This is a genomic window from Undibacterium pigrum (assembly GCF_003201815.1).
GTDB lineage: Bacteria > Pseudomonadota > Gammaproteobacteria > Burkholderiales > Burkholderiaceae_D > Undibacterium > Undibacterium pigrum.
This window is the reverse complement of the sequence record NZ_QJKB01000002.1, coordinates 414,515-441,504: the sequence shown is the minus strand read 5'-3', so window position 1 is coordinate 441,504 and position 26,990 is coordinate 414,515. Positions and strand designations below refer to the sequence as shown.

20 protein-coding genes are annotated in these 26,990 nt (G+C 51.4%); 9 read left to right on the top strand and 11 right to left on the bottom strand.

Translation table 11 applies throughout. The annotated features are described in order from the left end of the window. Positions 1–67: 67 nt before the first annotated feature. Complete coding sequence (locus DFR42_RS08905; protein ID WP_211324210.1) at positions 68–616, top strand: GNAT family N-acetyltransferase; 549 nt, start codon at positions 68–70, stop codon at positions 614–616. Positions 617–623: 7 nt separating this feature from the next. Here DFR42_RS08905 and DFR42_RS08900 read toward each other — a convergent pair whose 3' ends face one another. Beyond that, positions 624–890 carry a hypothetical protein gene (locus tag DFR42_RS08900; RefSeq protein WP_110254622.1) on the bottom strand — a complete coding sequence of 89 codons (267 nt, stop codon included), beginning with the start codon at positions 888–890 and terminating at the stop codon, positions 624–626. Positions 891–930: 40 nt separating this feature from the next. Here DFR42_RS08900 and DFR42_RS08895 point away from each other — a divergent pair, with 40 nt between their 5' ends. Beyond that, positions 931–2,439: a tetratricopeptide repeat protein gene (locus DFR42_RS08895; RefSeq protein ID WP_110254621.1), complete on the top strand. Its 1,509-nt coding sequence runs from the start codon at positions 931–933 to the stop codon at positions 2,437–2,439. Here the strand turns inward: DFR42_RS08895 and DFR42_RS08890 are convergent, their stop codons facing one another. The 3 genes from DFR42_RS08890 to DFR42_RS08880 all read right to left on the bottom strand — a co-directional run bounded on the left by DFR42_RS08890 (position 2,440) and on the right by DFR42_RS08880 (position 5,604). After that, entirely contained in the window at positions 2,440–2,835 is a 396-nt protein-coding gene (locus DFR42_RS08890) for an MAPEG family protein (RefSeq protein WP_110254620.1), read from the bottom strand. 85 nt (positions 2,836–2,920) lie between these two features. Continuing rightward, on the bottom strand, positions 2,921–5,125 hold the full coding sequence (locus DFR42_RS08885; RefSeq protein ID WP_110254619.1) for a xanthine dehydrogenase family protein molybdopterin-binding subunit: 2,205 nt from the start codon (positions 5,123–5,125) through the stop codon (positions 2,921–2,923). Continuing rightward, on the bottom strand, positions 5,122–5,604 hold the full coding sequence (locus DFR42_RS08880; RefSeq protein ID WP_110254618.1) for a (2Fe-2S)-binding protein: 483 nt from the start codon (positions 5,602–5,604) through the stop codon (positions 5,122–5,124). The genes DFR42_RS08885 and DFR42_RS08880 overlap by 4 nt, the downstream gene beginning before the upstream one ends. A gap of 153 nt (positions 5,605–5,757) precedes the next feature. Between DFR42_RS08880 and DFR42_RS08875 the strand changes: the two genes are divergently transcribed. Continuing rightward, complete coding sequence (locus tag DFR42_RS08875; protein ID WP_110254617.1) at positions 5,758–6,936, top strand: sensor histidine kinase; 1,179 nt, start codon at positions 5,758–5,760, stop codon at positions 6,934–6,936. Further along, entirely contained in the window at positions 6,933–7,724 is a 792-nt protein-coding gene (locus DFR42_RS08870; RefSeq protein ID WP_110254616.1) for a LytR/AlgR family response regulator transcription factor, read from the top strand. Before DFR42_RS08875 ends, DFR42_RS08870 begins: the two co-directional genes overlap by 4 nt. Positions 7,725–7,901: 177 nt before the next feature. On the opposite strand, the gene DFR42_RS08865 is transcribed toward DFR42_RS08870, so the two are convergent. The 3 genes from DFR42_RS08865 to DFR42_RS08855 all read right to left on the bottom strand — a co-directional run bounded on the left by DFR42_RS08865 (position 7,902) and on the right by DFR42_RS08855 (position 13,989). Further along, positions 7,902–9,989, bottom strand: coding sequence for a M13 family metallopeptidase (locus tag DFR42_RS08865; RefSeq protein ID WP_211324207.1), 2,088 nt, complete (start codon positions 9,987–9,989; stop codon positions 7,902–7,904). Between the two features lie 108 nt (positions 9,990–10,097). Then, positions 10,098–12,176 carry a M13 family metallopeptidase gene (locus DFR42_RS08860; protein WP_245936894.1) on the bottom strand — a complete coding sequence of 693 codons (2,079 nt, stop codon included), beginning with the start codon at positions 12,174–12,176 and terminating at the stop codon, positions 10,098–10,100. 193 nt (positions 12,177–12,369) lie between these two features. After that, positions 12,370–13,989, bottom strand: a complete 1,620-nt coding sequence (locus tag DFR42_RS08855) for a M28 family peptidase (protein WP_110254614.1) — start codon at positions 13,987–13,989, stop codon at positions 12,370–12,372. Between the two features lie 144 nt (positions 13,990–14,133). Here DFR42_RS08855 and DFR42_RS08850 point away from each other — a divergent pair, with 144 nt between their 5' ends. After that, the gene (locus tag DFR42_RS08850) at positions 14,134–14,688 is read left to right on the top strand and encodes an SMI1/KNR4 family protein (protein WP_110254613.1); all 555 of its coding nucleotides are present in this window, start codon (positions 14,134–14,136) and stop codon (positions 14,686–14,688) included. 127 nt (positions 14,689–14,815) lie between these two features. On the opposite strand, the gene DFR42_RS08845 is transcribed toward DFR42_RS08850, so the two are convergent. After that, a complete protein-coding gene (locus DFR42_RS08845; protein ID WP_110254612.1) occupies positions 14,816–19,576 on the bottom strand; it encodes an NAD-glutamate dehydrogenase in 4,761 nt (1,586 codons plus the stop codon). 341 nt (positions 19,577–19,917) lie between these two features. Here DFR42_RS08845 and DFR42_RS08840 point away from each other — a divergent pair, with 341 nt between their 5' ends. After that, the gene (locus DFR42_RS08840; RefSeq protein ID WP_110254611.1) at positions 19,918–21,198 is read left to right on the top strand and encodes a TonB family protein; all 1,281 of its coding nucleotides are present in this window, start codon (positions 19,918–19,920) and stop codon (positions 21,196–21,198) included. A gap of 283 nt (positions 21,199–21,481) precedes the next feature. Here the strand turns inward: DFR42_RS08840 and DFR42_RS08835 are convergent, their stop codons facing one another. From DFR42_RS08835 to DFR42_RS08825, 3 genes are all read right to left on the bottom strand, one after another. After that, the gene (locus DFR42_RS08835; protein ID WP_110254610.1) at positions 21,482–22,222 is read right to left on the bottom strand and encodes a hypothetical protein; all 741 of its coding nucleotides are present in this window, start codon (positions 22,220–22,222) and stop codon (positions 21,482–21,484) included. A gap of 21 nt (positions 22,223–22,243) precedes the next feature. After that, on the bottom strand, positions 22,244–22,798 hold the full coding sequence (locus tag DFR42_RS08830; protein ID WP_146218809.1) for a hypothetical protein: 555 nt from the start codon (positions 22,796–22,798) through the stop codon (positions 22,244–22,246). Positions 22,799–22,887: 89 nt separating this feature from the next. Then, entirely contained in the window at positions 22,888–24,546 is a 1,659-nt protein-coding gene (locus DFR42_RS08825; RefSeq protein ID WP_211324200.1) for a M20/M25/M40 family metallo-hydrolase, read from the bottom strand. Between the two features lie 243 nt (positions 24,547–24,789). Here DFR42_RS08825 and DFR42_RS08820 point away from each other — a divergent pair, with 243 nt between their 5' ends. From DFR42_RS08820 to DFR42_RS08810, 3 genes are all read left to right on the top strand, one after another. Beyond that, positions 24,790–25,125: an ArsR/SmtB family transcription factor gene (locus DFR42_RS08820; protein WP_110254608.1), complete on the top strand. Its 336-nt coding sequence runs from the start codon at positions 24,790–24,792 to the stop codon at positions 25,123–25,125. A 15-nt stretch (positions 25,126–25,140) separates the two neighbouring features. Continuing rightward, on the top strand, positions 25,141–25,641 hold the full coding sequence (locus tag DFR42_RS08815; RefSeq protein ID WP_110254607.1) for an SRPBCC family protein: 501 nt from the start codon (positions 25,141–25,143) through the stop codon (positions 25,639–25,641). 221 nt (positions 25,642–25,862) lie between these two features. Then, positions 25,863–26,831: a peptidylprolyl isomerase gene (locus tag DFR42_RS08810; protein WP_110254606.1), complete on the top strand. Its 969-nt coding sequence runs from the start codon at positions 25,863–25,865 to the stop codon at positions 26,829–26,831. The last annotated feature ends 159 nt before the right edge of the window (positions 26,832–26,990 follow it).

The window sequence follows — 26,990 nt, the reverse complement described above, 5'->3', positions numbered from 1 at the left end:
AGAGGAAATGCGCATGTTATTATTCCAGCGCCAGGCAAGACAGAAACCCCATCTTATATGGACGCGTATGACAGAAAATATTTCAAGCAAGACAACAGATATCAGCTTTCGACCAGCAGTGGATGCTGATGCAGACCTTATCGCAGCGCTGGTAAATAGCGCCTACCGTGGCGACAGCAGCCGTCAGGGCTGGACTACCGAAGCAGACTTGCTGCAAGGCTCACGCATATTCCCGCCTGAAGTGCGCGAATTGATCGCCAACCCCGATTCCGTCATCCTGCTATGCCTGCAGGGTGATGACATTATAGGTTGCGTCAATCTGGAAAAAACGGAAGGCGCCGCCTACCTGGGCATGTTTGTCGTGCGTCCTGTGCTGCAGGGTAATGGCATAGGTAAACACTTCATGCAAACGGCTGAACAATATGCGCAAGACCTATGGGGCATACAAAAAATCTGGATGACGGTCATCAGCGTCAGGAAAGAACTCATCGCCTATTATGAGCGCCGTGGTTATGTGCGCACTGGCCGCTTCAAGCCATTCCCGTCCGACAATGGCAAGGAACAAATGCTGGTAGACAATCTGCAGTTTGAAGAGATGGAAAAAATCCTGGGCTGAATGAAGGCTACCTGGTTTCAGAGGGATAATAAATGCTGACGGCGATGGCTATGCAAAAAGCGATACCTGTGCCATACAGCATGCGTATGTCACTACCGATGAAGTAAGGGTAAAACATCAAGCCCACCGACAGCCATTTGACCCTCTTGTTGGGTTTTTTCCTGCCATAGTAAAACGCGGCCATACCCAGCAAGCCAAAAGCAAACGCGGCAATCAGGTAGGCGGGTGAGGGTAGCAGGCTCCACAATAATTCCAAGAGTTCTTGCTGGTCCATAAAATCCATCCTTTAAGAATAGCCCTGATAGTACAGGAAAATGAGCACAACCAAGATCAGCAACATATTGCAGCAGGCAGTAACACTGCATCAGCAAGGCCAGTTCGACGCAGCAGAAACCATCTATCAACAGGTATTGCAAACAGAGCCTGAGCATTTTGATGCCCTGCAATTGCTGGGCGTGATCGCCAGACAGCGCGGTGATGCCAGGCTAGCAGTCACAAGATTGCGCCAGGCTATTGCCATCGATGCGCAACAAGCCATTGCCCATGGCAACCTTGGTGCAGCCTTGCAAGACCTGGGTTTATCGGAAGAAGCCCTGGCCAGTTATGACCGCGCCTTGCAGATAAAGCCGGATTACGCCATGGTCTGGAATAACCGTGGCAATGTCTTGCGCAGCCTGGGCAAGCTGGCCGCTGCCTTGCATCATTATGACAAGGCACTGGAATATAATCCGCGCTATGCCGGGGCCTTATTGAACCGCGGCATCTGCCTGCAAGACATGGATGAACACCAGCAAGCCCTGCAGGATTTTGACGAGGCTTTGCAACTGAATCCAAATGATGCTGCCATCCATTTTGCCCGTGCCTACAGCCTGCAATGTTTGCGCCTTGATGCAGAAGCGGTGGCAGCTTATGAACAGGTCCTGCATTTGCAGGCAGGACATCTGCAAGCCTGGTGCAATCGCGGTATCTGTCTGCAAAAAATTCAGGAATTCGAAACCGCCCTGGACAGCTTTGCACAGGCACTGAAAATCAAGTCCGACTATGGCAAGGCCCATCTGCAAAGTGGCCATGTCTTGCGCCTGCTGGGCCGGGACGATGCCGCCATTAAGGCATATCAAACTGCTGCCAGCTATTGCAGCGATGAGGCAGAACTGGCACAGATCACTTATGCACTGGCAGCCCTGGGCGCGACTGCAACGCCCTCCGCATCACCACCAGCCTATGTGGCTGATTTGTTTGATCAGTATGCACCGCATTTCGACCAGCACTTGCTGGAGGATTTGCATTATCAGGTGCCAGCACTACTGAGCGCGGCAGTCAACAAATATGCCAGCAAAAACCCTGGCAATTATCTTGACCTGGGTTGCGGCACCGGTTTATGCGCCCCGTATCTGCGTGCCAATGCCAGTAAACTGACGGGCATAGACTTGTCAGAAAGAATGTTGGCCAAGGCTAAAAGTACCGGCTTATATGATGAACTGCACTGTGCAGAAATCGGCGACTGGTTGCAATTACAAGACCAGGATTTTGATCTCATCATTGCGGCTGATGTGTTTGTGTATATCGGCGATCTTGAACCGGTATTTGCTGCTGCCAGCCGCGTCATGCAGCCCGAAGCAGTGCTGGGATTTTCTGTAGAAGTAGCGAGCGAAGATGCTGATTATCTCTTGCGCCCTTCGCAACGCTATGCGCATGGCTATGCTTATCTGCAACGACTGGCGCAATTGCATGGCTTTGCAATTGCTGAAGCCAGCCAGCAAATTGCCCGTAAGGATAAGGGCGAAGACATACTCGCCCATATCCTGGTCATGATCAAAAAATAGCTAAGCCGCCATCAACAAGATCGCGATACTGGTCGCCAGGCCACCGCTCCAGATAAGGGTACGCAGAGTACCCTGGTTCATCAGATAGGCAATGGTATACACAATACGCAGGGCAATGAACAAGACTGCCAGTTGATCTATGCGCGTCTGGTCTGCATGGGCTTGCTGGGCAAGAACGACAGCGGCGATGAATAGCGGCAGGGCTTCAAAACCATTTTGCTGGGCAGCATTGGCACGTTGCTTCCAGCCGCTTAAACTTTGCGCCCATTCCCTGGGATTATTATTGTCATACCTGCCTGCATCGCGCGGCATTTTTGCAGACTGCGCCTTGGCCAGCCCCACCGTTATTGTCGGTAGCAGGCATGCCGCCAGCACGCACCAGTTTGCTATATTCATTTTGTCTCCCGGATTGATGTGAATTTATGTTCTTCTACAACATCACAATACCAGCAGTAAAATAAATTCGCAGAAAAATCTGTGGCTATGCCATCAGTTTCCACCCCGCCTGCGACAGCGGCAGACGCGTGACGGGCTTGCCACTGGCTGCCAGCAAGGCATTGGCAATGGCCGGGCCTATCGATGGCGGGCCTTCTTCGCCCACGCCTTCCGGTCTGTCACCAGTACTCGTGACCATGACGTCCAGTACTGGTGTCTGTGCCAGCGAGACCAGGCGATAGCTATCAAAATTGCCCTGTTCCACCTGGCCATCCCTGAAACTGATTTCACCAAACAGGGCCGCAGACAAACCAAACAGTGTACCGCCCATCATCTGCGCCTCGACAGCTTTGGGGTTGGCGACGACTCCCGGGTTGATGCCAGCAGTAATTTTTACCAGACGGAATTGCCCCGGTTTGCTGACTGCAATTTCAACGATATGAGCACTGAACAGGAAGCTATTGCCATTCATTGCAAAACCACGGTAATAGCCCTTGGGCAAGGGCGTGTTCCAGCCTGCGCGCTCTGCCAACGCATTCACAAAGGCGATGGCTTTGGGATTATGTTGCAACAGGCGGCGGCGGTATTCCAGACTATCCATGCCCGCCTTGCGTGCGGCCTGTTCCAGTGTATGTTCAAGGAAAAAGCAATTTTGCGAATTGCCTACCGAGCGCCAGTAAGAACAGGGCACACCAAAGTCCACTCTGGTCCAACGGGTATCGAATAGAGGGAATTTATAGCTGCTACCGAACCAGCCCATGATATAGGTCCAGTCAAGACCGTTCCTGGCCGGGCTATTCGTGACCCGCGTATATTCGAGTAGTGAAGGTCCTGCAGTATCGAGCCGCAAAACCATGGGCAAATGATCTTTGTCCAGCGCCAGTTGCACACGGGCAGCGGTGATGGGGCGGTAATAGCCAGCCTGCATATCGTTCTCACGCGACCAGATGGTTTTTACACAGGCACCGGCGGCCTTCGCGATCAAGGCAGCCTCGATAGCAAAATCATGTTCCAGCCTGCGGCCAAAACCGCCGCCTGCGTGCTGGGTATGTATCTGTACTTGCTCAGGCTGAAAACCCAGTGCCTTGGCGACGCCATTTTGTGTGTCAGTCTGGCTTTGGGTGGAGAGCCAGACTTGTGCACCTGTAGCAGTCACTTCAACGGTGGCATTCAAGGGTTCCATCGTTGCATGGGCCAGGAAAGGCACATCAAAGCTGGTGTCGATAATGCTGCTTGCCTCTTTCATTGCTGTCTCTGCGGCACCTTCTTTTTGTTTTTTTGGCCTAGGGAAGAGCTTGCCATCGCCAGCAGCAACTGCCCTCAGCAAGCTGCTGCGCATCTCTGCGGTATTGATACTGGCATGTGCACCATCCTGCCATACTGGCTTGAGCAATTGCACTGCCTTGTGGGCTATCCAGTAACGCTCAGCCACCACCGCTACGGCATTGGGCAGATGCACGACCTTGCGTACACCTTTCACAGCCAGCGCAGGACCATCATCCACACTTTGCAAGCTGCTGCCAAAACGCGGGGCATGCAGGACTGCTGCCATCAGCATGCCTGGTCTTTGCACATCGATACCAAACACTGCACTACCATCTACCCGCGCCGGAATGTCAGGGCGTGGTGTTGACTGCCCCAGCACCTTCCAGTCTTTCGGCGATTTGATCACCGGTTTTTCTGGTGGTGCAAGTATTGCCGCTGCCTTGATCAAGGCGGTGTAGGGCAGGCTGCGGCCAGTGGCAGCATGAGTCACTTGTGCATTGACAGCCACGCAATTTTTGACATCCACTTGCCATTGCAGGGCTGCTGCCTGCAACAACATTTGCCTGGCCGCAGCACAGGCTGGTGCTATCGTTTCCAGTGCAGAATTAAAACCTGCGCTGGCAAAAGTCGTGATGCCGGGTGGCCATTCTCTGTGGAATTGTTTGATGACGGGTGCATGTTCTATGCGTACATTTGCCAGGGACATTTCCAGTTCTTCGGCGACGATCTGGGCAATCGCGGCATGGGTGCCCTGCCCCAGATTGGTGACCGTGGTGTAAGCAGTCACCACACCTGTGCCATCGATGCTGAGCCAGAAATCAAAGGGCGAAGCAAAGGTCGACCCTGCCTTGCCCGCTTCATCCGCCGCCAGACTATTCAGCATGGGTATGGTGCTGCTGCCCAGTACCCATGCACCGGCCACCAGCGAAGATTTAAGGAAATTCCTGCGCGCAGGCGAACGCACCGTAGTGATATCTTCAGTCATGCCTTCTGTCCCTTCTTCGTTAATGGCCTGAGTTTCGCGGCAGCCGTATGTATGGCAGCCCTGACACGCGGATAAGTACCGCAACGGCACAGATTGGTCATTGCCGCATCAATCTGCTTGTCGCTGGGATGCGGCGTGGTCTTCAGCAAGGCAGCAGCCGCCATCAGCATGCCTGACTGGCAATACCCACATTGCGGCACCTGATGTTCTATCCAGGCTTGTTGCAGGACATGGCTGCGGTCGGGCGACAGACCTTCTATCGTCGTGATATTGCGCCCGTTCAGGCTTGCTACCGGCATGACGCAACTGCGTAAAGCCTGCCCATCCAGATGCACGGTACAGGCACCGCACAGGCCAGCACCACAGCCAAACTTGGTGCCAGTCAGGCCCAGGTCTTCACGCAATATCCATAGCAGCGGCGTATCACCCTCTGCCTGACACTTGCGCACTTGCCCATTCACTTTCAGACTTACATCCATCCTGCCCCCTCGTCCACGCTGGTATATCGATTGCAATGGATTATCTGGCAATAGCCTGTGCCATGGCTGAGCTTGTGACGAAACCCCGAAACCCTGTCGCTACTGCCTTTCTGCACAGGCAAATACGGTCATGCAGACTGCTATACTGCTACCATGGAAAATGCCCGCCCAGATACTCCCGCCCTGAACCAGGTGCCACAGCTCACAGCAATCATCGTCTTCAAACTTTTGCTGAGCAATATCCTGGTGTGGACCAGTTTGTGTGCCATTGGTGCTCTTGGCAATTATGCTGACCTGATCAAGTACGGAACTACCCAGCGTAGCTTTAGCGAGATACTGTGGTTCTGGGTCAGCAGCCATTTGCTGATGATGGTCTTCAGCACCTGCCTCTACCTGATTTTCATGCGGCACGAAAAATTTCTCAGCAAAGCGAAGGGCATAGCGCTGGCGTATATGATCATGCTGCTGGGCTTTCTGCCACTGGAAATAATATATATCGCTATCCTTGACCTGCTCAAGGAAAAACGCAGCTTTGGGTTGCAGGACATCGTGACCATGGCCTTCAATATGCGTAACTTTACGATCTTCCTCGAATATGCCTGGTCCACCGGCACCTTCATTGCCGTGCTGGCGATCTGCACCTGGCGGCAGGCACGTGTGCGTGAGCAAGTCTTGCAGCAATCCATGAATGATGTACTGCATCTGCGGCTGGACCTGGAACAGCAAAGACTGGATGCCTTGCGCGGGCAGTTGGAGCCGCACTTCATCTTCAATTGCCTCAACGCCATCAGCGCCCTGGTCAGGGCAGATGACAAGCGCATTGCCCTGACTGGCCTGAACCGCCTCAGTGATTTGCTGCGCTATGCACTGACGGCCAGCAGCAAGGACTGGGTGAGGCTGGAAGACGAGATGACTTTCATACGTGATTATCTGGAATTACAAAGGTTGCGTTACGGCGCACGCCTGCAAATCAGCATCGCAGGTGATACCGCGAATGTACTGGCAGGTGACTGCCCGCCTTTGCTACTGCAACCCTTGCTGGAAAATGCCTTGCGTCATGATCTGGATTGCCACGAGGGCAGCAGCGATATCCGCATGCAATTCAAACTGGATGATGAAGAACTCAGCATCAGTGTCAGCAATACCGTCACTGATGGCATTGGCGCCAACCCCGGGCTGGGTCTGGGCTTGCCACAAACCCGCGCCAGGCTGGACTTGATTTATGCAGGGCGCGCCAGCATGCATAGCGGGCGCATACAGGAAGATGGCCAGCAGCGTTTTGAGGTGCAAATCCGCATGCCGCTACACATGCCCGAGAACGCAATATCATGACAATACATGCACTGATCGTCGATGATGAAGAGCCGGGCCGCGCCAACTTGCGCTATGCCTTGCAGGACCATCCCGGCTGGAGCATCGTCGCCGAATGCGCCAGCGTCGCCACGGCGCGCGCAGCTATGGATGCCAATGCTGTTGATGTCATCTTTCTCGATATACAAATGCCACGCGAAACCGGCCTGGCACTGGCACGTGAACTGAGCACCCAGACTGCGCCACCGCTGGTGATTTTTGTCACGGCCTTCAACGCCCATGCGATAGAAGCCTTTGACCTGCATGCCCTCGATTACTTGCTCAAGCCTTTTGACGACCGGCGTCTGGCACTATCGCTGGAGCGCGCCACCGCCATGCTCAAGCAGCGCCAGCAAGCTGGCTATGCGCAAGCCATGGGGCAATATGTCAAGGCAGAAGATGAAGCGAAGAAAGAGCAACCCGCTTATTGGCAACAGATCAGCGTACGCTCGGTAGGCCGCATAGAGTGCATACAACTGGCAGATGTTTTATGGATAGAAGCGGCTGGAAATTATATGCAGTTGCATATGGGACAGAGGCAAGTATTGCACAGGGTTGCCCTGAGCCAACTGGAAAAACATCTCGATCCGGCCAGCTTCCTGCGCGTACACCGCAGTGCCATCGTGCGCTGTGACCAGCTCAGCCAGCTTGAAGTGCTGGGAGATGGTGTATATCAACTGGTGCTCGCCAACCAGGACAAAGTCCCGGTCAGCGAGCGCTATGTTGCAGAAGTCAGACGGCGCATGCATGATGGCTTGCGACCGGCCTGACATCTTTTTTCTTAAAACCTGTTTACGATCTGTAGCGAGCGTGCGTCAGCGGGATCGAGGGTGACAAAAACGCAGCGCAAAAAGCGGAATGTACTCTAGTACATGAGCATTTTGAGCAGCACATGATCCCCACATCAAACAAAATCGCGCTCGCGCTTAAGATCGTAAGTAGGTTTTTTACCAGACCTTGACCCTGTCCTTAGGTGCCAGATAAAGTTTTTGACCAGGCTGCACAGCAAAGGCATCGTACCAGGCATCCAGATTACGTACGGTCAGGACACGGTATTGTCCCGGCGCATGTTCATTGGTAATGACGGCGGTGCGCAGGGTTTCATCACGCATCTTGCCGCGCCAGCTACGAGCATAAGCGAGGAAGAATTCCTGTTCATCTTCCTTGGTAATGGCCTGGCCTTTTTGTTTCATTGACACGCGATAGGCATCATAGGCGGCCATCAAACCGGCCAGGTCAGCAATGTTCTCACCCAGGGTCTGCGCACCATTGATGGAGAGATCAGGGAAGGCCTTGTATTGATTGAACTGGGCGATCAGGGCTTTGGAAGAAGTCTTGAAATGCGCCAGATCAGCCTTGCTCCACCAGTTGCGCAGCTCTCCTTTTGAGTCAAACATGGCACCGGAATTATCAAAGCTGTGGCTGATTTCATGACCTATCGTGGCACCCAATGCACCATAATTGGTAGCATCGCTGGCGGCCAGATCAAAGTTGGGGGACTGCAAATACGCAGCAGGGAAGTTAATGGCGTTTTGCAATGGCATATTAACGGCATTCACCAGTTGCGGGTTCATGCACCATTCTGTCACATCGACAGGCTGACCAAATTTTGCCAGTGCGCGGCGGTATTCAAATTCCTGAGAACGTTCACGATTGCCATAGGCATCACTGGCATCGACAACCAGGCCGGAATAGTCACGCCATTTGTCTGGATAACCAACACCGACATAAGTCGCCTTGATCTTGGCCAGTGCCTCTTGCTTGGTGGCCGGAGTCATCCATTTCAATGCCTGTACACGCTCACCAAAGGCAGCCAGGATATTGCTGACCATGCCATTGATGCGGGTCTTGGATTCAGCAGAAAAATTCTCGGCCACATATAATTTTCCGACTTCTTCACCCAGCGCATTATTGGTCGCTGTCACTGCATATTTCCAGCGCGGCTGCGGTGCCTTGGCACCGCTAAGTGCGCTGTAGAACTTGAAGCGCTGATCAAAGAAAGCCTGCGGCAATACGGTGGAACGCTGGTTGATGGCATGGAAGCGCAAATAATCTTGCCAGCTCGCCAGCGCAGTATTTTTCACCAGTGCAGACGAGGCTTTCAAGGCAGTAGGATGCCAGATAATGAATTTGCCTTGGCCGTCCAGACCGGCTGCCTTGAAATAGACGGTCCAATCCAGTCCTGCGGCTTTTTTATTGAAATCAGCCAGGGTCCAGGTATTGTCGGCTTTCAACACATCGGATGTTGCTTCGCGATTGGCATGGCCTTTGGCAATCAGCACTTCCAGATCGAATACGCGCCTGGCGGCCTGCTCGGCATCAGGCACATTGATCAGTTTCAGCGTCGCTGTTATATGCGCCAGATAGTTTTTCCTGATCTCTGCCATTCTGGGGCTGCTGGACAGATAGTATTCACGGTCAGGCAAGCCCAGACCACCTTGCAAGAGATAAGGCATGTATTTGGTATGGTCATGAAAGCCTTGCGACACCCACAGGCCAAACAGGTTTTCAGTAAATACATTGGTGGCATTGATAGGGTCTACATCAGCACGCAAATGCTTGCCCAGATATGCTGCTAGTCCAGCCTTGTCCTTGATCTCGGCAATGCTCTGCATCTCAGCTTGCAAAGGTGCCAGGCCACGCTGGTTGATGGCATCGATATTCAGATAAGACGCATAAAAATCGCCTATCTTGCGCGTGGCACTGCCCGCTTCTGCCCTGGTGGCCTGCTCTATGATTTTCAAGACCTTGGCATCGGACTCTTCTACCAGCACATCAAAAATACCGACGGCTACTTTGTCGTCAGGGATGACAGCTGTCTTTTCCCAGCCGCCGTTGGCGTAGCGATTAAAGTCATCACCGGGCGCAACCGAGGTATCCATGCCGGTTTCTTTTTTTACCGAGCTTGCTGGCCTGGTAGCAGCCGCAGAAGGTGCATCAGCAGCATGTGCCATGCTGTGCATCAAGGGTACGCTCAGCATGACTTGCAGACAAACACTGGCGACCGGTTTTAATACGAACTTAGTCTTTTTCATTATTTTCTTTCTTATGAAATCTGATAATTGACTGCGCCAAAGCCGATTAACTTACATTATTAAAACCAAAAATGACCGCATACACATAATGCTGGCATCAATATCGACTTACCAGATCTTGACGCGATTCTTGGGTGCAAGATATTGTTTTTGTCCTGGCTGTACTGCAAATGCATCGTACCAGGCATCCAGGTTGCGCACTGTCAGTATGCGATATTGAACTGGAGCATGTTCATTGGTAATAATAATGGTGCGCAAAGTTTCGTCGCGCATTTTACGACGCCAGCTATACGCATAAGACAAAAAGAATTCTTTCTCATCTTCTTTGGTAATTGCCAGCCCTTTTTGTTTCATTGAGGCATGATATGCGTCATACGCTGCCATCAGGCCAGCCAGGTCAGCGATATTCTCACCCAATGTCTGGGCACCATTGACAGCCAGATCCGGGAAGGGACGATACTGGTTAAACTGCGCAATCAGTGCTTTGGAGGATGCCTTGAAATGCGCCAGATCAGCCTTGCTCCACCAGTTGCGCAATTCCCCTTTTGCGTCAAACATGGAGCCAGAATTATCAAAGCCATGACTGATTTCATGGCCGATGGTGGAACCTAGCGCACCATAATTAGTCGCATCACTGGCATTCAAATCAAAATTTGGCGACTGCAAATATGCAGCGGGAAAATTGATGGCATTTTGCATGGGCATGTTAACCGCGTTCACCAGCTGCGGATTCATACACCATTCTGTGGGATCAACGGGTTGGCCGAATTTTGCCAGGGCACGGCGATATTCAAATTCCTGCGCCCTTTCGCGATTGCCGTAAGCATCATTCACATCCACTCTCAAGCCGGAATAATCACGCCATTTATCTGGATAGCCAACGCCAACATAAGTCGCCTTGATTTTTGCCAGGGCTTCCTGCTTGGTGGCTGGCGTCATCCATTTCAATGCCTGTACCCGTTCACCAAAAGCTGTCAGCAAATTCGTCACCATATCATTGACGCGACGCTTGGCTTCGGGTGAAAAATTCTCTGCTACATAGAGTTTTCCAACTTCTTCACCCAATGCCTCATTGGTCGCTGTCACTACATATTTCCAGCGCGGCTGTGGCGCTTTGGCACCACTGAGGGCACTATAAAATTTGAACTTTTGCTCAAAGAAAGCCTGAGGTAATACATTGACGCGTTGGTTAATAACATGAAAACGCAAATAGTCTTGCCAGCTTGCCAGCGCTGTATTCGCCACCAGTGCAGATGAGGTTTTCAAAGCGCTAGGATGCCAGATAATGAATTTTTTCTGCTCATCCAGACCAGCTGCCTTGAAATAAGTCGCCCAGTCCATGCCCGGTGCCTTCTTGCCAAAATCAGCCATGCTCCAGGTATTGTCGGCTTGCATGACGTCTGAAGTTGCTTCGCGGTTCGTATGACCTTTGGCGATTTGCATTTCCAGGTCAAATACGCGTTTTGCCGCTGCTTCTGGTTCAGCGACATCGGCCAGTTTCAGCATTGCGGCTATGTATGCCACATAGTTTTTCCTGAGCTCGACCATCTTGGCGTTGCTGGACAAATAGTATTCGCGATTTGCCAGACCCAGACCACCTTGCAAAAGGTAGGGCATATACTTTTTAGGATCATGAAAACCCTGGGCTACCCACAAGCCAAACAAATTTTCGGTGAAGATGTTTGCAGTATTGATGGGATCGACATCGGCACGCAGATGCTTGCCAAGATAATTTGCAAGACTGATTTTATCCTGGAGAGAAGTGATGCTTTGCATCTCATTTTGCAATGGTGCCTGACCAAGTTGATTGATGGCATCAATATTCAAATGAGCCGCATAAAAATCACCTACCTTGCGCACTGCACTGCCAGGCTCGGCCTTGCCTGCCTGCTGTATCAACTTCAAGACCTTGTTATCAGACTCTTCAATCAGGCTATCAAAATTTCCGATTATAGTTTTGTGATCGGGGATGACTGCATTTTTTAACCAGCCACCATTCACATAACGATAAAAATCATCTCCCGGTAAGACTGAAGTGTCCATGCCAACTTCTTTTTTAACGACAGCAGCAGTGTCCACGGCAGCGATCGCACTACAGTGCATGAAGGGCAAAGCAAGCATAACTTGTAAACATACGCTGGCAATTGGCTTTAATGCAAACTTGGTCTTGTTCATTATTTCTTTCATGGTTTTCTTTTTTTGTTATTTACTGTTCTATTTCCGCCCCTGCTTATGTCTATCGATATGATGACTAATTACTTTCCCATGTCGCAAAGAAAAGAGTTCTCTTCATCCATAAAATAGGCCAGCACACCACATCCATGCGGCACAGCTTTGAAGCGACTTGTTACTACAAGTTCAAGTATTTTTTTGATTTTTTTTACTTACGCATTTTGGAAAACGCATCATTTTCTTTCCACGCCGGCATGGATTTGGTGTTAGCAATTTCTTGCCCCAGGTTCAATGTGAACTGTGCCTGTTCTGTCATGCCGGATAAATCCCAGCTTGCATCATATTCATCGGTGACCTGATGATAACGTTTGCCGTAGCCACGCGCTTTTTCCAATGAGGCTTGTGGGTCATTGATATAGTCGCGGCCACTGCCTATGGAAAATGCTGGTACGCCTGCCTTGGCAAAACTGAAATGGTCGCTGCGGAAATATCCTCCGGCCACATCGACACGTGGTGGTGCAACTGTCATGTTCATGCCCTGCGCCACCTTATTGGCAGCCACGATGAGATCACTGCGGTCTGCGCCAAAGGCACTGATGTCTTTGGTGCGGCCAACAAAATTAAGCGTGTCCAGATTCAGTGCTGCCGCGGTTTTATTCAGGGCCCATAAAGGATGGCTGGCATACCAGGCGCTGCCCAGCAAACCCTGTTCTTCTGCCGCCACCCATAAGAACATCTGGCTGCGTTTGGCAGGTTGTACGACCGCGGCTTTTGCCATGGCCAGCAAGGCTGCGGTGCCTGAGCCATTATCGACTGCACCGTTATAAATCTGGTCGCCTGTACCATCTTGCTTGCCAAGGTGATCCCAGTGTGCGCTGTAGATCACCAGTTCATTGTTAAGTTGTGGGTCTGTCCCAGGTACGATGCCGGCAATATTGAATTGTTCCAGCTGGCGTATTTGCGATTTTGCTTCACCCTTTAGCCTCGCCTTGATGGCAACTGGCTTGAAGTCCTTGTTTTCGGCAGTCTGACGCAGGGCATTCAAATCCAGACCGGACGCTGCAAACAAGGTATTTGCCGCAGCATCGGTAATCCAGCCTTGTATTGCCAGGCCTTTTGTATCTTTGTTCGCCAACTGGAATTGCTCACCCATGCCACCGTTTTTCAAGACATCCCAGCCGATATTTGCAGACGCTTCAGTGTGTATCAACAAAACGCCAACCGCACCACGGCGCAGGGCTTCTTCAGTCTTGTAAGTGCGACGACCATAATAAGTCAGGGCTTTACCACCAAAGCGGTCCGGCTGTTCTGCTGTAGGTTGCGGATCATTGACCATGACGACCAGAATTTTCCCTTTGCAATCCACACCTTTGAAATCATCCCATTGCTCTTCAGGCGCATTGATACCGTAACCGACGAACAGCAATTCATGATCGAACTGATGGCTACTTATGGCATCACCCGCACTCCAGATCCAGTCTTCACCAAAAGTCAGGTTAAGCGATCTCGCAAGACGTATATTGACCGAGCTTTCCAGTGGCAAAGACTTGATGCCATTGATGCTGACTGCCTGTCTGTAGCTTTTGCCATTGGCTGGCAACAGTCCAGCAACCGCGGCCTGGGTTTCGAGATAAGCGACAGTCAGGTCACCACCACGCTGGCCTGTGCCACGGCCCTCAAACAGGTCGGATGACAAGAGTGCGAGATGGGCGCGCAAAGCGACTTCATCAACTTTTGCAGGGCTTGTCTGTGCAAAACCATATGCAGGAATTGTCAGGGCAAAGCCTAGTAGAGCGGTAGATAAATAGTGTGCAGAATTTTTTTTCATATGATTATTATTCAGTACTGGATAGACAGAGACAACATGCGATTTGACTCAAAACTTCGCCATACGTTCAACATTTGCAGGCAAGATTGTATATATTGATAGCAGTTTTTGTAAAAATCATCCTGCATCCCGGAAAATAAATTTATGCGATTCTCAGACTACCTGAAAAAAGTCCTTACCCTGTATGCAGATGCCGACGTGGCACCTGAGCTTCAGCCCAGCGCCACACTGGCTGAGATAACTGCGCTGGAACAAGATTTCGGTTTCCCCTTGCCTGAAGAATTGAAACAAGCCTGGCTGGCCGCCAATGGTGGCGGCTACTACAAAGCCTTGTTTGCCCGCCCTGGGTATCTGACGGGCTATGACTTCCTTTCTCTCAGCGATTGCATGGACGAACGCATGAGCATGAAAAACCGGGCCGTGCAATATCTGGACTATCAACAGGAAGAAGCACGCGATGCGCGGATAAGCCCAAACTGGTATGAGCCCGGCTGGCTACCCTTCGCCAGCTTTGGTGGCGGCACTCTGTTACTGATACTGGACATGTCACCAAGGGCACAAGGGAAGGCGGGGCAGATCATCTGCTTTACCCATGACCCTGATTGCATGGAATATGTCGCTGCGTCCTTCAATGACTTGCTGGTTGCTTCGCTAAAAATGTTTGAAGAAGAGGCAGATGAATTAATTTATGAGGATTAATTTGCAGTGCGTATTTGCAGTGCATATTTGCAGTACCTCAGTCACAATAAACAAGACAGAAAAAACAAAGCCGCCCACTTGTATGGTGGGCGGCTTTGCTTCCTTCATTTACTTCGTTTCAACTACATTAAGCAAGATGACGCAATTCGCGCAAGGCCACCGATACAGGTGCCAGATCAGGCCCCTGTGCGCTGATGGTGTTGAGCAGGGCAGTCAGCCTATCTATAGCTGGTGCATGCTGGGCGCGCCAGTTGGCAATGTCTTCCTGACGTGACAGGATGCCGCGGGTAATCTGGCTGGCAATCGAATACACATCATCACGCGCACTGCCACGGGCCTGGGTCTGCCACAGGGTGTCTGTAGGCAGGCGATTGATTTGATTACGCCAGCCTGTCAGGCCCAGCTCATCATCAATACCAAAGTAGGCACGGGCCACCTGCTCCAGTTCACTGCTGGTGCTTTGCGCCAGGTCTACCAGATCGAGTGCCGGGAAGATGTATTCCAGTGCTGTCAGGTTTTGTGCCAGCGTGGCTTCAACCCCGGCCTGTGTCAGTGCCTCTGCTTCTTTTTGCCAGTTGGCGTGGGCATTGGCTGGCAGCCAGTCTGCCAGCTGCCAGCGCAGCTCACGCGCTGCTGGCTGGTAGCGTTGTATCAGCGTAGGCAAGTCAGTGCTTTGCGAACGTATGCGCAGCATCCAGCGCGAGGCTCTTTGGGCAATGGCGATCAGCTTGGACAAGAGGTCGAGTTGCAGTTTTGAATCAACCTTGTAATCCAGTGCATCGATCTGATCCCACAATACTTCCAGATCAAATATCTCGCGGGCCAGCGTAAAGGCACGTATCACGTCAGCCGCAGTCGCCCCAGCTTCAGAAGCGATGAAGTTGACGAAGGTAGCACCGGCACGATTGACCACGGTATTGGTGATGAAGGTGGCGATGATTTCACGCTTCAGCGGGTGGTTGGAAATCGCTTCAGCAAAACGTTCGGACAAGACTTGCGGGAAGTAAGCTTTTAATGCGCGGCTGAAGAAAGGATCATCCGGCAAATTGCTGGCAACCAGCTCATCAAACACTGACATCTTGGCATAGGCCAGCACAACCGCACCTTCTGGTGCAGTCAGCCCTTGCTTCAATGCCTTGCGGTGAAAGATTTCATCATCGCTGGGCAGGTATTCTATGGCACGGTTCAGGCGGCCCTGTTTTTCCAGTGACTGCATCAGTCTTTGCTGACCATCGAGTACATATAATGGACGGTGCGCGGCAATATCCAGGGCCTGGCTTTGATAATAATTGTCGGTCAGGACCAGGTGACCAACTTCATCGGTCATCGACGCCAGCAAGTCATTACGCTGCTTGAGGGTCAGGTCACCCGCTTCAACGATGCTACCCAGCAAAATCTTGATATTGACTTCATGGTCAGAGCAATCAACACCGGCAGAATTATCTATCGCATCGGTATAGATACGACCACCTTTTTGTGCGAATTCTATACGGCCATTTTGTGTGCAACCAAGGTTACCACCTTCGGCCAATACCTTGCAGCGCAAATCATTACCGTTGACACGGAAAGCGTCACCAGCCTTGTCACCGACCTGGGCATGGGTTTCATACTTGGCTTTGACATAAGTGCCTATGCCGCCGTTGTAGAGCAAATCTACCGGTGCTTGCAAAATGGCACGCAGCAATTCTACCGGTGCCAGTTCAGCCGTTTCTATGCCCAGCACAGCACGTGCCTCAGGGCTCAGGCTGATGGACTTGGCACCACGTGGATAAACACCACCACCGGCAGAGATCAGGCTCTTGTCGTAATCATCCCAGCTCGAACGCGGCAGGTTGAACAGGCGCTGACGCTCGGCAAATGAAATGGCCACATCAGGTGATGGGTCGATGAAAATATGACGGTGATCAAATGCCGCCACCAGTTTGATATGCTCAGACAAGAGCATGCCATTACCAAACACGTCGCCTGACATGTCACCAATACCAGCCACGGTGAAAGCCGTATCTTGCGTATTCACACCCTGTGAGCGGAAATGGCGCTTGACCGATTCCCATGCACCGCGGGCAGTGATACCCATTTTCTTGTGGTCATAACCGACCGAGCCGCCAGAGGCAAAGGCATCACCCAGCCAGAAGCCATAATCAGCCGAGACGCCATTGGCGATATCCGAGAAAGTGGCCGTGCCCTTGTCAGCCGCAACCACCAGATAAGGGTCATCGACATCATGACGTATGACTTTTTGTGGTGGTACTACAGCACCTTTGACGATATTGTCAGTCACATCCAGCAGGCCGGACAGGAAGATTTTGTAGCAAGCCACACCTTCAGCCTGATAGGCTTCGCGGTCTGTCGCTGGTGGTGCATTCTTGAGGACAAAACCACCTTTGGAACCTACCGGCACGATGACGGTATTTTTGACTTGCTGGGCTTTCACCAGGCCGAGAATTTCGGTACGGAAGTCTTCACGTCTGTCAGACCAGCGCAAGCCGCCACGGGCGACCTTGCCACCGCGCAGATGCACGCCTTCAACTCGTGGAGAATAGACCCAGATTTCAAACAGAGGTTTAGGTTCTGGCACGCCCGGCACTTCACGCGGGTTGAGCTTGAAGCTCATGTAGGGTTTGAATGCACCAGTGGCCGTGGTTTGCCACAGATTGGTACGCAGGGTCGCAACAATAGTCGCGATGAACTGGCGCAGGATGCGGTCTTCATCCAGACTCGCTACATTGCTCATCTGTGCTTCCAGCTGTTCGCGTATATGTTTTTGCGCGAGGTCGCGGTCGCCGACATAATCAGGCTTGAAGCGCGCACCAAACAGTTCGGCAATCAGTTGCGTGATAGGTGCATTTTTGTTGAGTGCCGCTTCGATATAGTTCTGGCTATAGGCAAAACCCAGTTGTTTGAAATAGCGCGAGCAGGCACGCAAGACGGCAATTGAGCGTGCATCCAGCGTGGTATTGAGTACCAGGCGATTGAGGTCATCACTTTCGACCTCGCCACCCCAGGCTTGCGAGAACAGGTTTTCAAAACGTACTTTCACCGCGGACAAATCGGTATTGGCTGGTAATTGCAAGCCCAGATCATGTATCCATAAAGTTTCGGCACCACTGACGATGGCATAGGGATGTTCATCCAGTACCCTGGCACCCATATGTTCCAGCACAGGCAGGGAATCGGAGAGTGCCACCTTGGCAGTGTTATAAATCTTGAAGCGCAAATTGCCTGGACCTGCATCGAGAGGGCGATAGAGCTTGACCATCATCGGTGCACCGGCGTTCAGGCTGGCCAGCATGTCGGCATCTTCTGCACCCACCAGGGCAGAAAAATCTTCACGGTAGGCAGTCGGGAAGGCATTGGCAAAACGGTTTGCCAGGCTCAGGCCATTGCCTTCACCATGCGAGCGCAACAGCTCGGATGTGCAATCATCTTCCCAGCGTTGTGCGAGTTTGGCGATGCGTGCTTCCAGTATCGCCAGATTGACGTTTTGTGGTGCTACATCCTTGGCCCTGACCAGATAATGTATGCGTGCCAATGGACTATCAGTCAGCATGGGCGTGAATTCTATGGACTGGCCATTCAGTGCCATCATCAATTCATTACCTATCTTGACGCGCAGTTCAGTGTTATAGCGGTCACGCGGTACAAATACCTGGGCTGAAGTGAAGCGGCCAAAAGGGTCTCGACGCAAGAACAAGCGGGTGCGCTGGCGTTCTTGCAGGCGCAGGATACCGATAGCATGATCAGCCAGGGTTGCAGCATCGATCTGGAACAATTCATCACGCGGATAATCATCCAGAATGGCTTGCAGCGACTTGGCCGCATGGCTCTCAGGCACGACGCCAGAAGTATTCATGACATTCGTTACACGCTGGCGTACCAGCGGGATATTGCCTACCGGTTCCGAATAAGCTGTGGAAGTGTACAGACCGAGGAAGCGTGATTCACCGATGACATTGCCGGCATCATCAAAACGCTTGACGGCGATATAGTCCAGCCAGGCTGGTCTGTGCACGGTAGCACGGGTCATGGCCTTGGTGACCATGACCATTTCTGTGGAATCCATCAGGGCCACGACTTCTGGTGGCAAACGGGTTTCTGCTGTCTTGACAGGACCACGCAAGATGCCCAGGCCAGAATCAGCGATAGCGACCAGGCTGACATTGTCGCCTTCGCGCTTTAAATCATAGTCGCGTACACCGAGGAAGGTGAAATGGCGGTCTTCCAGCCAGGCCAGGAAGGCAATCGCTTCATCGCGTTTTTCTGGCGACTGCGTGGCTTTTTCACAAGCGGCGCGCACTTCGCGGGCGCGCGCCAGCATGGGTTGCCAGTCAACTACGGCACCACGTACATCGGACAAGACACTTTTCAGATCTTCCACCAGCGCCTGCTGTGCAGCCTGGTCAACGATGCGGTCGCACTCAACCAGGATCAGGGACTCAACCGGATCAGTGCTGCCAGCAGCCTTTGCCGCTGCCACTGTGCTGACTGCAGTCACACTACCGTTCGCATCACGTGCCACGCTCATCAGCGGGTGCACTATCCAGTGTGCGGTGCGGCCACTACGATTGATCGCCATCGTCACCGAATCCACCAGGAAGGGCATATTGTCATTAACGATCTGCACGACAGTATGGTCGCTGACAAAGCCGTCTTCTGCCAGGGTGGGATTGAACACCCTGATCTTGGGCGTATTCGCCGCCCGCGGAGCGTCCAGCAAACGCCAGTGGGCATTCGCCTGGGCGAACAGGGTAGCTGGGCCACGGCTGATGATTTCATCCGGGTCGGTGTTTTCAAAATAGGTAGTGATAAAAGAACCCTGGCGTTCAGATGCCGGGCCAGTGTGCGCTTGCGCATAAGCGATCAGCTCAGCGAAGTGGGAAGAGGTCATACGTTCTCCTTCTATTGGAAGATAACGAGAGATAAAGATGCAAAGGCAGATGCACCATATTGTGCAAGTATCCTCCATTATGCGGATGGAAACAAATGAGTTTATTGCGCGAGCTTAAACTGGGGTGATGCACTGCATGATTTCATCACCATATTGAATGAATATTGATTTAAGAAGCTGGCTAGATAGGCAAAGATAGAAGCAAGTAATAACATTCTTTCTGCTGTGCATTTTTCTCTGAAGTTCACAGGCTACAATTGCATATCTTTAATGTGACATTTACCCGGAGGCCTGTTTTCCCTCTGGCCATCCGGAAAAATTTAAAAATTACGCATAGAAAAATGAAAAATACCATTCTCGCCACGCTCATGAGCTTTTGCATTACTGGCGTGGCTCAAGCTGCTGAAATTGACACGATTCGGGCACTTAATAGCGAAGCTTTGACTGCATTCGTTCAAAAACAACAATACCCACTCGCCTTTGACTTGAATAAACAGGCATTACTTTTAGCAGAAAAAGAACAGGACACCTATCCAGAGAGAGTAATAGAAGTATTGAACCAGCAGGCAAACTTTTACGAGAATCTGAAGCAACTCAAGCAGGCAGAAGCTGTGCTGTTGCGCGTTATAGCCATACAAGAAAAAGTACCTGCCTTGGCCGGACGTGAAAGGGCACGCACACTCAACCGGCTGGGGAACATGCATTTTTCCGGGAATGACTATAAATCGGCAGAAATATCCTTATTGCAGGCGATAAAGATTCTTCAATCTGCGTATGGCGAAGAAGATACAGGCCTGATTGGAAATTTCGCACTGCTTGGCGATATATTCCTGGCCCAAGGACGCCTTGAAGAAGCAGAAACTACACTCAAGCGTGCCGTCACACTGAACGAAAAACAAAGTAATGATAAGGTGTATTGGGAGCAATCAATTTTGAGGACCCTGGAAAAAATTTACAGGCTGACCGGGCGAGATGACCTGGCAAAAGAAACCGCCGCCAAATTTGCAAATATCAAACCAAGCGCTTTTATCACTAATGTCAAACCAGATGGCAAATTCAAGAATGCCAACCTTAGACAGGACAGTTGCAAAAAACCAGAATATCCGCGCGAAGCATTAATGTATGAGCTGCAAGGTCGGGTACAGTTTAGATTCCTGATTACGGAAACCGGGAGTATTGCGGCCAAATACATCTCACAAAGCAGCGGATGGAAAGTCCTGGACGATGCTGCGTTTAACGCCTTGTCGCTTTGCAAATTTGACCCTGCAAGTCTGAACGACAAATCTGTTACCAGCTGGCTAGGCTATCAATATGTATGGAGCTTAGGTGTCGAAGGGCCTGCTGCCCCGACGCCAGAATTGATAGAAAGCAGCTGCCGGTCGGATAAATATAGTGTAGTGAATCCTGGTGCAAAACAATGGTTGGTCAGACTGCGCTTCCTTGTTGACGCACAAGGAAAAACCTCAGGCATCAAAATTGAAGATAGCAGCAAAGATTCTACCGTTGACAATGATGTCGTCAAGCTCCTTGAACGATGCCAATTTGCTCCTGCCTCCATGAACGGAAAACCGTACCAAAGTGCTGGAGTAATCCGATTTGTCCGTACCGTAGATAAAAAATAGGCAATTTCCTGTACTAGAACTCATTTCATAAATAGGGTGAGATGCGTTTGCCTCATAACGTGGGCTGGCAAGGCGGGCGAGGCAGTCAATAGCGGTGCAACGGCAGTCCAGACCGCGTTATGAGGCAAACCCTTCGGGAACTGGCGATTTGGGCGCATTGCTGCGCGAAGTTTGTTACCTCGCCCTCGCTAAGGCACCAGCCTTAGCAGCGGGTCATGCCTTGCACTGCATCCCAAATCGCCTTGTTCGCACTCATCCTATTTATGAAATGAGTTCTACTATCTCAGTCGTTAAACCGCACGGGTTGCATAAACCATCCCACGATACTGGCAACAAGTATCAAGCCTGCCAGCCAGGCCAGGCGTCGCCAGGGCTGGCTGCCACTTTTGATGATCTCGAAGCTGTCGACAAAGATGGTTTCACAAGCACCATTGCCAGTATCCGTGCGGACTATGCTGGTGCCGCGCTTGAAGGCAAAGCCATGATTATGCGAATATTCTGACAGGCGGCCCCGCAGATGTATCTGGTCACCGATATCAACTTTTTGTATGATTTTTGCCAGTGCAGCCTGGTCGGTCAGCAAATGATTATTTGAAATTGCCGTCTGGTCAAAGGCAGCAAATGCCTCTGCGGTATCTGCGCGGATATTGCAAGTAAACTGGCCGCTGGAAAAAGTCAGCTCATGGTAGACACCATTGCTTATATTATTACCCCAGACCACACAGATATCCATGATATTGAGGTGGTCATTCCATTCGCGATGCAAATAATCCCACCAGGTTTTGGCATCGTGTTTGCTGACGACCAGACCAACCAGGTCATAGTCGTAGAGAGGCTGCACTTTATAGTCAACCCCACCCTTGCTGGTCGCAAATGCGGCTTGCGTGATTTGAGTTTGCTGTGGTTCATTTAGCAGCAGACTATCCACCTCTGCCACAGACGGCAAAACCTTGCCTTTCCACAAGGCCAGCAGCAAGAGGCAAAAACTGGACAAGACCAGCCACTTCAACAAGGTACGCAGCATAAGATGATTAACTTGCCTAGATTAGTCGAGCTGCAACAAGCTGGCATCATGCAGAGAGCAAGCCTGTACTTTTGCGCCAAAAAAGTCAGCTTGCAATTGAAAGGCGCGCAGTATTCTTTGTCGGCCCGCCTCATCATCCGGCAGCGTGAATATCACTTTGAGAACGCCGGGGCCGGGAACTGGCTCGCCATGGCTAGTCGGGACTTGCGCCGTACTGTGACTTACTGGCTTTGCAGGTAAAGGGTGAGTTTGTGGCAGCAGCAAGCGCATTTCAGCCAGTATCTCGGCTTCGCTGATGACTACCGTATCATGGCTGCCATGAAATTTCCGGCCACTGGAGCTGGCATCGGCAATGCCACCGGTGATTTCAAATTCTGTCACTGAAATACGCTCGTAATGGAAGGCTTGCCAGTCACTGTTTTGCAGCTCAAGCGGTTGGGCGGCCAAAAACTTGCGGTTTGCCACGATAGCCATGGCTGCAGCTGCCATGCCGCCACCAGCGATCATACCAACAGGCAACATTTCTGCCAAACTATCTGGCACGCTTTCCGCACCAGTCATGCTTACTTCACTCATCTGCTATCTCTGTCAAAAAGGACCTTCGTGCATTGTATTCCTATGTATGCACAAATGGTCCTTTCCTTTGAGAATGCCGCAGGCTGGATTTACTTTGTCGTTTCTTCGGCTGATTTCGCTTCGTCTTTTTTCTCTTCTGGTGATGGTTCCTTAGGCATGGGCTTGCGCGGCAACATGTCATTACGGTTGGCCGCATGCGCCACAAAGCTGGCCAATACCATGGAAGCTTGGGTCAGATCACTCTTTTGTACCTTGTCATACACATCCACGCTGGAATGATGGGTACGGCTAAAGTAATCCATATCGTCCTGGATGAATTGAAAACCCGGCACGCCTACGCGGTCAAAGCTGACATGGTCGGTGCTGCCAGTGTTGCGCAGGGTGGTCGTCGTTGCACCCACATCATGGAAAGGAGCCAGCCAGGCTTCAAAAATGGGTTTCAAGGCGGCATTATTCTCGGCATAGATACCACGGATTTTTCCGCCACCATTGTCGAGGTTAAAGTAGGCAGAAATCTTGCCGTGCATGGGTTTGATACTCAAGGGGCCGGTAGTCTTGCGGGCAAAGCTGGGTAATTCCAGTTCCTTTGGGTCTGTGGGTTCTGGCCGCGACGCTATCCATTTACTCACATAGGCACGAGAACCCAGCAAACCCTGCTCTTCACCGCCCCACAAGGCGATGCGTATGGTGCGGCGTGGCTTGAAGCCGCTAGCTTTCAATAAGCGCACTGCTTCCATGGCCATGGCAACACCAGCAGCATTGTCCGTAGCGCCTGTACCACCATGCCATGAATCCAGATGCGCACCCAGCATGACGATTTCATCTTTTTTGTCTGTGCCGGGGATTTCTGCCAGTACATTGATGGCGGCTTCCGGGTCTTCGTCGCTGAACGTGGCCTTGACGTCAATTTCCAGTTCCACTGGTTTTTTCTTTTCCACCAGACGATACAGGCGGTTATAGGTTTCAGTGGCGACTACCAGGTTAGGCGGGCCGGTTTGCTCATCTTTTTTGTAGGAGCCGCCTTCCTGTACAAAGATGGTGCCATCTTCGCCACGGGTGACATTCAAGGCCGCCAGGACTTTTTCTTCTGTCAAAAAAGCCCGCAGTTTTTTGGCGAACATGAAGCGCTTCACATAGGTTTGTATATCGCCACGGCGGGAAGGCGCGGGATCAAAATCTATCTTGCTGAGTTCACCCAGCTCATCATGAGAATAACGATGTGCATCTGCCTTCACATGGGGCTTGATGGGCAAAGGCTCATCCAGTAAAACGATAGCACCAGCCAGCTTGCCTTTCCATTTGGCCAGGTCTTCATCAGCAGCCATTTTTGCGATGACCAGCTTGCCGCGCTGCAAGCCATTTGTTCCTGGCGTCCAGGCTTTGGGGATGGCATACAAATCGACTTGAGCGGGGGCAACCATGCGCAGGGTGGTTTTTTCCAGTGTCCAGCCACGGCCAAAGGGAGCGAAGCTTTCACTATGTACGTTTTGCAGGCCCCACTCACCGAATTTGCTGCGGGTCCAGTCACCTGCACGGCGCAGGGCGGGCGAACCGGTCAGGCGCGGGCCGATTTCATCTGTCAGTACCCCAAGTATTTCCTGTGCCTTGGAACGGTTCATGGCCTCGTCACGCAATTTGGTAATCAGGTCGAGATCGATCTTTTCTTCATTTGCTGCTGCCAGAGCAAGCTGGCCGGAAAAACTGCTGGCGATAAGGGCGGTACTGCATAAAACCTGAAGCATGCGCATTAATGTCTCCTGTTGGGATTTTTTTTTAAATGCCGGTACGGTCTTCATTATCATTCTTATACCGGACTTGCTGCCTGGGGTTTGAGCAAACAAGTCACGAATTGTTCCTCGACTTCTGTGCTTTTAGGAAATATTCCTTCTTTTTAACAGAAATACCTGAAAAATTTTGCTGAAATCACGTTTGACAAATAATAAAATTATCTTATTTTACCAAATAGTTAAATAAAGAAATTCAGCCATCCTATGCAACAAGATGCCCTCAGCATGACATTTTCGGCACAGGCCGACCCCACCCGCCGGGCCATCCTGGCCAGGCTGGCCTCGGGTGAAACCTCGGTCAGTGAGCTGGCACAGCCGTTTGATATGAGCCTTCCCGCCATTACCAAGCATTTGAAAGTGCTGGAACGGGCGGGCCTTGTCACGCGCAGCCGTAGTGCCCAGTGGCGGCCTTGCCAGTTACAGGCAGCACCACTCAAAGAAGCATCAGGTTGGGTGGATCAGTATCGCCAGCACTGGGAACAGAGCCTGGACAAACTGGAAATCTATCTGCAAAACCTGCAAGAACCGCAACAAACATAAACCAGGAGAGCAAGCATGAATGAAAACAAGCCAGATTTTGTCATTACCCGCGTCCTCAAGGCACCGCGTGAACTGGTATTTGCCACCTTCAGCCAAGCTGATCACCTGGCAAAATGGTGGGGTCCGACAGGCTTTAGCGTGGTCCAGTCCAGCATGGATTTGCGCGTTGGCGGCAGCTATCACTTTGGCATGCGTGGCCCGGATGACAGCATGATGTGGGCTAAATTTGTTTACAAGGAAATAATCCGCCCTGAAAAACTGGTATATCACCATAGCTTTTCTGACGAGGCTGGCAATCTGGCGCACCATCCCATGAGCCCGACCTGGCCGCTGGAGATTTTATCGACGCTCAGTTTTGATGAACATGCCGATGGCACTTTGCTGACGATACGCTGGAGCCTGCTCGACAACGCCACGGATGAAGAAAGAAGGGTCTTCCATGCGACCTTTGTCAGCATGGATCAGGGTTTTGCTGCTTTGCTGGATCAATTGCAGGCTTATCTCGCCAGTCTCTGATATTTCCCAGACTAAGCCTGACTGGGGCTGTTTCCGGCAAGCTCCGGAGACTGCTCCAGAGCGGCATATACAGCCATTTTTACTGAATTTTAGTAAGTAAAAGTGAATAACTAGCATGACAGGTATAATCGCGAGTAGAATTCAGCGTCATTTTTTAAATCGTCGTATGCCGACAGGCATGATATCTGCTGCAAAGTCAGCTCAATATTGAAGGAATGTGTATGTCAATTAAATCCCGCGTAGTCCTGGGTAGCGCGCTTGCCATGTTGGTACTCAGCGCCTGTAATGATAAAAATGCTGATAAAGCTGCATCCGCTCCGGCAACTGCCTCCGCTTCCGCAACTGCCAGCGGCGAAGTCGCTGCCACTGTAGACGGCACAGCAATCAGCAAGAAGCAACTCGACCAGATCATGCAACAGCAAGCTGCCCAAGGCATGCCTGATACGCCTGAAACACGCAAAATGGTCATCGACAACCTGGCCATGCAAATCCTGGTTGCCAAAGAAGCAGCAAAAAAAGGCCTGGATAAAACACCTGAAATCGCTGACCAACTGGAAATGACACGTCAATCCATCCTGGCCAATGCCTATGTCAAGGATTACATCAAGACAGCCGCTGTTACGGATGAAGGCCTGAAAGCAGAATACGAAGACTTCAAAACCAAGAATGGCGGCAATGAATTCAAGGCCCGTCATATCCTGGTAAAAACAGAAGACGAAGCCAAGGACATCATCGTCAAGATCAAAAAAGACATCAAGGCTTTTGAAGGTCTGGCAAAATCCAAATCCCTGGACCCAGGTTCCAAAGTCAATGGCGGCGACCTCGGCTGGTTCAATCCACGCGGCATGGTGCCAGAATTTGGCAATGCAGTTGCCAAACTGGAAAAAGGCAAATTCACTGAAGAGCCAGTCAAATCCCAGTACGGTTATCACGTCATCGTACTGGATGATTCCCGTCCTGTCGCCGTTCCTCCACTGGAAGAAGTCAAGGCCGGCCTGACTCAGCAATTGCAACAAAAAAATCTGAAGAAGATGCTGGATGACATGAAGGCAAAAGCCAAGATAGAAATCAAGGAAGCACCAGCAGCAGCTTCTGCTCCGGCAGCAACTGCACCATTGACGGTGACACCAACAGTAGTACCGGCGGCGTCTGCATCTGCCTCCGCTTCTGCTGATGCAGCAAAAAAATAAGTCTTCATTCTGACTGAAAAAAGGGTCGTCAAGCCTGGCTTGACGGCCCTTTTTGTTTGTCATCAATTTGCACCCGGCCTTTTAGCGCTGGCGCTGGCCCTTGCCACTGACACCACGCGTTTATTTCAAACCACAACATCATTGAACTATTGCCAAGTA

Coding starts and splice junctions, on each gene's coding strand:
- DFR42_RS08905 (WP_211324210.1), top strand. CDS start 68: ATGACAGAAAATATTTCAAGCAAGACAACAGATATCAGCTTTCGACCA.
- DFR42_RS08900 (WP_110254622.1), bottom strand. CDS start 890: ATGGACCAGCAAGAACTCTTGGAATTATTGTGGAGCCTGCTACCCTCA.
- DFR42_RS08895 (WP_110254621.1), top strand. CDS start 931: ATGAGCACAACCAAGATCAGCAACATATTGCAGCAGGCAGTAACACTG.
- DFR42_RS08890 (WP_110254620.1), bottom strand. CDS start 2,835: ATGAATATAGCAAACTGGTGCGTGCTGGCGGCATGCCTGCTACCGACA.
- DFR42_RS08885 (WP_110254619.1), bottom strand. CDS start 5,125: ATGACTGAAGATATCACTACGGTGCGTTCGCCTGCGCGCAGGAATTTC.
- DFR42_RS08880 (WP_110254618.1), bottom strand. CDS start 5,604: ATGGATGTAAGTCTGAAAGTGAATGGGCAAGTGCGCAAGTGTCAGGCA.
- DFR42_RS08875 (WP_110254617.1), top strand. CDS start 5,758: ATGGAAAATGCCCGCCCAGATACTCCCGCCCTGAACCAGGTGCCACAG.
- DFR42_RS08870 (WP_110254616.1), top strand. CDS start 6,933: ATGACAATACATGCACTGATCGTCGATGATGAAGAGCCGGGCCGCGCC.
- DFR42_RS08865 (WP_211324207.1), bottom strand. CDS start 9,989: ATGAAAAAGACTAAGTTCGTATTAAAACCGGTCGCCAGTGTTTGTCTG.
- DFR42_RS08860 (WP_245936894.1), bottom strand. CDS start 12,176: ATGAAAGAAATAATGAACAAGACCAAGTTTGCATTAAAGCCAATTGCC.
- DFR42_RS08855 (WP_110254614.1), bottom strand. CDS start 13,989: ATGAAAAAAAATTCTGCACACTATTTATCTACCGCTCTACTAGGCTTT.
- DFR42_RS08850 (WP_110254613.1), top strand. CDS start 14,134: ATGCGATTCTCAGACTACCTGAAAAAAGTCCTTACCCTGTATGCAGAT.
- DFR42_RS08845 (WP_110254612.1), bottom strand. CDS start 19,576: ATGACCTCTTCCCACTTCGCTGAGCTGATCGCTTATGCGCAAGCGCAC.
- DFR42_RS08840 (WP_110254611.1), top strand. CDS start 19,918: ATGAAAAATACCATTCTCGCCACGCTCATGAGCTTTTGCATTACTGGC.
- DFR42_RS08835 (WP_110254610.1), bottom strand. CDS start 22,222: ATGCTGCGTACCTTGTTGAAGTGGCTGGTCTTGTCCAGTTTTTGCCTC.
- DFR42_RS08830 (WP_146218809.1), bottom strand. CDS start 22,798: ATGAGTGAAGTAAGCATGACTGGTGCGGAAAGCGTGCCAGATAGTTTG.
- DFR42_RS08825 (WP_211324200.1), bottom strand. CDS start 24,546: ATGCGCATGCTTCAGGTTTTATGCAGTACCGCCCTTATCGCCAGCAGT.
- DFR42_RS08820 (WP_110254608.1), top strand. CDS start 24,790: ATGCAACAAGATGCCCTCAGCATGACATTTTCGGCACAGGCCGACCCC.
- DFR42_RS08815 (WP_110254607.1), top strand. CDS start 25,141: ATGAATGAAAACAAGCCAGATTTTGTCATTACCCGCGTCCTCAAGGCA.
- DFR42_RS08810 (WP_110254606.1), top strand. CDS start 25,863: ATGTCAATTAAATCCCGCGTAGTCCTGGGTAGCGCGCTTGCCATGTTG.